General features: G+C 57.2%; 5 protein-coding genes and 1 pseudogene. 5 read left to right on the plus strand and 1 reads right to left on the minus strand.

The genetic code is table 11. From position 1 onward, the window contains the following. The first annotated feature begins 265 nt into the window (after positions 1-265). The 3 genes from H6F43_RS18845 to H6F43_RS18855 all read left to right on the plus strand — a co-directional run bounded on the left by H6F43_RS18845 (position 266) and on the right by H6F43_RS18855 (position 3133). Positions 266-688, plus strand: coding sequence for a hypothetical protein (locus tag H6F43_RS18845; RefSeq protein WP_190344345.1), 423 nt, complete (start codon positions 266-268; stop codon positions 686-688). Positions 689-692: 4 nt separating this feature from the next. Beyond that, positions 693-1280 (plus strand): DUF1802 family protein, encoded by a 588-nt coding sequence (locus H6F43_RS18850; RefSeq protein WP_190344347.1) that lies wholly within the window; start codon positions 693-695, stop codon positions 1278-1280. A 209-nt stretch (positions 1281-1489) separates the two neighbouring features. Continuing rightward, positions 1490-3133, plus strand: coding sequence for an AMIN domain-containing protein (locus tag H6F43_RS18855; protein WP_190344349.1), 1644 nt, complete (start codon positions 1490-1492; stop codon positions 3131-3133). A 68-nt stretch (positions 3134-3201) separates the two neighbouring features. On the opposite strand, the gene H6F43_RS18860 is transcribed toward H6F43_RS18855, so the two are convergent. Then, positions 3202-3495 (minus strand): DUF3288 family protein, encoded by a 294-nt coding sequence (locus H6F43_RS18860; protein ID WP_190344351.1) that lies wholly within the window; start codon positions 3493-3495, stop codon positions 3202-3204. A 270-nt stretch (positions 3496-3765) separates the two neighbouring features. Here H6F43_RS18860 and H6F43_RS18865 point away from each other — a divergent pair, with 270 nt between their 5' ends. Beyond that, positions 3766-4305 carry a hypothetical protein gene (locus H6F43_RS18865; protein ID WP_199290447.1) on the plus strand — a complete coding sequence of 180 codons (540 nt, stop codon included), beginning with the start codon at positions 3766-3768 and terminating at the stop codon, positions 4303-4305. A gap of 51 nt (positions 4306-4356) precedes the next feature. Then, positions 4357-4687, plus strand: a pseudogene (locus H6F43_RS18870) (penicillin-binding protein 2); the annotation flags it as partial.

A 4687-nucleotide genomic window follows, 5' to 3' on the forward strand; every position in this document is an offset into this window, starting at 1 on the left:
ACGGCTCACTAGCCGCCCGCCGCAAACGTTGCCATAACGGCTACTGACAGAAGAATCCCTGGGATCAGCAGCAGCACCAGCATCAGCAAATCGTGTGTGTTCATCGTTGCTCCTTTTGTACAATCGCATTGTCTCAATCCTAGTGAGATATACCAGGATTTGACCGGGTCAAGAGTTGAGAAAATTTGAAGATTCCCCGGTAGACTTAGAAAGACACCGTAGAACTACGGCTCTATGGGATAAAAGCCAGTACAGGAGATTCCCCGTGAACAAGCGTCGATCATCAATGGTTGCCCCTTCCAGACGGCCTCCCGCTCGCCCCCCCCGCCAGCGCACCAACTATTTCTCTTTTGAGGAGCTGGGACGCAAAGATCTGTTCACTGGGTTGACGCTGTGGGCGGTCATTGAACTCGTCAGCTTTCTATTGCTGCCGGCGATGATGGGCATTGATTTTGGCGATCGTCTCGGTGCCTGGTTTACCCTCAGCATTCCGCTTGGGATTGGCGGCGCGTTTCTGCTAAGCTCAAGCTCCCGATTTATGGCAATTAATAACGAGCGCTCCTCTGGCACTAATAAGTCAGTGTTTTCAGTGCTGGGGCTGTTCGCGGGCTGGTTCGGAATCGCCGGAATTGTGTTTCCGTTTGTGATGGTGTCTGGAGAGTTTCTTTCCAAGGTCCTCATGAAGTAGAGGAATGGTCGTGCTGCCGAAAACTGTGCACGCGCTGAAAGAGTGGAGTGTTGCCGTGACCGCCTTGGAGCAGGGCACTCTAAGCCTGCTGCTGCGAAAAGGCGGCATTCAAGAAGCAGGACGGTTTACGGTGCCTCACACCGAGGTTCTGCTGTACCCAACCTATGAGCATCAGCGCCCGGATTTGCTGAAGCCAGAGTACGCTCAGCAAGTGGAGGCAGTGGAATCGGGTTGGCATCCGGCAGACGTGCGGATTGGAGCTTGGGCACGCATCACGGATGTTTTAGAGGTGAGCGAGGGAGATCGTCTCGCTGCCCTACTACCGTTTCACATCTGGAACGAGGCGTTTGTAACAGAGCGCCTCAAGTGGAAGCCACGTCAGCCGCTTTCGGTACTGCTGCTGCGCGTCTATCGACTGCCAGAACCGCAGCGGCTATTGTATGAGCCGAAGTACGGCGGGTGCAAATCCTGGATCGACCTGAATGCATCGATCGCCCTGGATGAGCAACGCCCCGTTTTAAGTGATCGCGCCTACGCCGAACACGTTGTCCAAATTCGCGCAGCCCTTACTGGCTTGGGTGTAGAACGGTAAGGCGGATAGCTTGCGGCATTCTGGAAACCTGTAGCGCTGGATAGATCCCGGCTCTGCCAGTAGCAGTATTGCCCAACGTTGCAGAGCAATATGCAAAATTAATCAAAAAAATTGGTTCAACCGCTACATCTGGTGGCATGATCGAGCGAACTTGGAGACGATCGCGAACTCGCCTCCCAACTTACCCTCGTTGCGTTCAGCCTAAAGCAATGCCTAGCCAGACCTATGAGTCGAGCCTGTTGACCTGTTTCGGATGTCTGCAACCGTGGATGGTCGGAGCAACGAGCACCCTCGTTGTAGCGGCTGCGATCGCGCCTGTCCATGCTGCGTCGCTTACGAGTTGGAGCTTTGACCCGACTGCAAATCACCTCGAAGTCGTCGTCAGCGATCGGACAACTCCACGCTACTTTCTGATGGCGCAGCCCGCCCGCATCGTTTTGGAGCTGCCCAATACCTCTGTTGGTGCCGTTAAAGCGCAGAATACCTACACGGGTTCCGTGCGGCAAATTCGCGTCTCCCAGTTTCAGCCAGGACTGACCCGCATCGTGATGGAACTAGCGCCGGGAACTAGCTTGGCTCCAGGACAGGTTCAACTTCAGCAAGTGTCCGGCGACAAATGGCGGCTGCGTCCGTTGATTGCTCAGTCCACAGCGGCAGCCCCTCCAACCCCGGCTACTCCATCAATCAGCCGCCGCGATCCGTCTCCTCCTGCCCCAACCGCGATCGTCCCTTCTCCCGCGCCCGCCTCGGTAAACGCGAATCTCCCTTCTCCACCTCCCCTGCCCGTTGCCCCCTCGCCGCCCGCCCCAGCCAGCTCCTCTGAAACGCCTCTGCCTCCGTCTACTCCCCCAGCAGACAGCAATAGCGGCGATGTCACGATCGCGGTTCCGCCCCTAGTTCCATCCAGCGTTCCACCCGCGCAGGCGTCAGCGGCTCCACCTGCTACCAATGCAACGCCCCGCCCTACTCCAAGCCAGCAACCCGTTACTGCTGCTGTGCCCACGCCGTTGCCCCCTGCCGCTGCGATCGAGGCGAGCCCAGTTGAGCTTCCAAGTGCGCTACCCCAGTCCAGTTCCGGTAGCCCTGCCGTGCGCGTCAGTGTGCCACCGCTCGGTGCAAAATCCCCAGCCTCAGCTCCGCCGATCGTGGGGGTGGGGTCTTCGCCGCCGCCCAGTGCGTTAATTGTGACGCCCAGCATCAGTGCACCTGCACGACAGCCAGACGCCTCCAGCCTTCCTATTGTGGGCGTGCCTTCCTCAGCCAGCGGTGCGCCTGCTCCAACTGGCTCTGCTGTTGAGCGAGGGCAGTCGTTTGCCGCGCCACAACCCAGTTCGATCGTTGAGTTTGGTCAGCCGTTGCCAACCTCACAACCAACTGCGCCAGGAACTGTACTGCCTGCAGGAACGCTGCTGAATTTGCGCTATCCAGGTAGGGACTCGCTGAGTCTGCGGACTGATTCACCCCACCAAGAAGTGCTCCTGCTGGAATCAGAGATTCGGGACGCGATTGGCAACCTTGTCTTTCCACAGGGTAGCCAGGTGGTCGGACGGTTTGAAACGAACTCAACGGGCAGCCGGTTTGTGGCTCAGGCGATTTCGGTGCAAGGACGCAATCTGCCACTCAACGCCCAATCCGGTGAGCTTACAGGCAACCGACGAGTTTCAGACGATAAGCTCGCCCGTAACTCTGGCATCGGCGCGATCGCGGGCGGACTAGTAGGAGGCTTTTCGGGACTGGGGATCGTGGGTGGAGCCGCTGCCGGAGCCGCTGCCACCTTTTTCACGGCTCCCAAGCCCGCCACAATTCAACCAGGGCAAGTTGTGCAGGTGCGTCTGCTTCAGGATTTGCGCTAGACGTGACTAGTAAAGTGATTAGTGGTTCGAGCGATTTAGTGGTTCGATCGCTGGCGACTAATCACTCTCTAACTCCAATCCTCTTGTCGGCGGCTCTGCACTCGATAAACCTGCGTCGAAGCGTGAATTTGGCGCGTCTTCGCATAGAGCGCCTCTTCCGTCAGGTCCCACTGCTTCAGCACCTTGTCTAAATCCGACTGAATGTCTCTTGCGCCCGGAAATCCCAGATAGCGGATCTTCAGGCGTGCTAGCTCTGCCAAGTTGTAGTCGGTTGGCTGTCCAGCGAGAAGCGCGTCCACGATTTGGCGATCGCTGCTCCACAAGGGATGCTGCTGGTCTTTGTTCTCGGATGCAGAAGCCATAGAGCAGACTGTGTTAATTCGTTCCGGTTCGGCTAGTATCCTAACAGCGAATGACTGAGTTGAGGGCAATCCGCAAAAATCTAATGTTTTGTTGCAGAAATTCCCGATTCTCTCGACTTGCTAGAGACTTTGTAAGCACTTGACTACTACCTATAGCGGTTTATGTTTATAATCAACCCTAAGTTTAGAGATTGCACCCTACGATTCCCGTTGGTGTAACAGCCTGCAATTGAGCCTGCTGATGTCATGCCTAGAAGTGATGTAACGCAAATGTCTACTGCACCTAGACGGGCTGCCCGTTCTCGACCCTCCCCTTCTCCGGACTCAACACTCTATGCCGTGCCCACTCGGGTACCGATTACCCGGCAGAAACCTCGATCGGCCCGTCCGCTGGCCGTTGTACCACCGTCCGCTCAGCCTACGAAGGTGCGGCGGTTCCCGTCTACGCAGCGATCGCTGCCCTTGTGGCTACGACTACTGGTCAGAGTTCAGCGCAGTTCACTAATTGCCGCGGTGGTGCTGGTGATTGCGGCACTCGTTCTGTATGGCAGCACCGTCTACACACAGCAACTCTGGAGTCGGGAGTACAACAAGCTGAAAACGATGCAGCGCAACGAGCGGCAACTTACTACGACTAGTGAAGCGCTGAAGCATCAGTTGGCGCAGCAAGCCGAACGCCCAAACTCTGGGCTAATTCCTCGAACTCCAGCCAACACGCTGTTTTTGCAGCCAGCGCCGCCCCGTCCTGCGCCCCCAGTTCAGTCAGCACCGCAGCCCCAGTCCACCGCTAGTACGCCGCTAGGTTACTAACTGATCGCGATTAACTCGCCGCTCCCCCCTCCCTCCTCACTGGTTGAACTCATGGGCAGTCCTCCCCGCTCGATTCGATCGCGTCGCCATCTTTCGGTGGTCGGTAGAGCTTCGTTCCCGCAGACGCTTTCGGTCGGTCCATCGCGGTTTCGGCTCGTGCTGGTCTGGGCAGTGCTGATGGCAGGAATGCTGGTTCTAGCAGTCAATCTTTTTCATGTGCAGGTGAAGCAAGCTCCAGCGCTGCAAAAGCTGGCGCGCGAGCAGCAGAGCAATTTCTTGCGTCCGTTTGTGCCGCGTCGTCACATTGTGGACCGCAGGGGAACGGTGCTGGCGGTAGATCGCCCTGTTTATCGGCTGTTTGCACACCCAAAGCTGTTCAAGG

This window comes from Leptolyngbya sp. FACHB-36 (genome assembly GCF_014695955.1).
Classification (GTDB): Bacteria; Cyanobacteriota; Cyanobacteriia; order Leptolyngbyales; family Leptolyngbyaceae; genus FACHB-36.

What these genes read in the sequence shown, in the direction of transcription:
- H6F43_RS18850 (WP_190344347.1), top strand. Translation starts at nt 693, where the DNA reads ATGGTCGTGCTGCCGAAAACTGTGCACGCGCTGAAAGAGTGGAGTGTT.
- H6F43_RS18855 (WP_190344349.1), top strand. Translation starts at nt 1,490, where the DNA reads ATGCCTAGCCAGACCTATGAGTCGAGCCTGTTGACCTGTTTCGGATGT.
- H6F43_RS18860 (WP_190344351.1), bottom strand. Translation starts at nt 3,495, where the DNA reads ATGGCTTCTGCATCCGAGAACAAAGACCAGCAGCATCCCTTGTGGAGC.
- H6F43_RS18865 (WP_199290447.1), top strand. Translation starts at nt 3,766, where the DNA reads ATGTCTACTGCACCTAGACGGGCTGCCCGTTCTCGACCCTCCCCTTCT.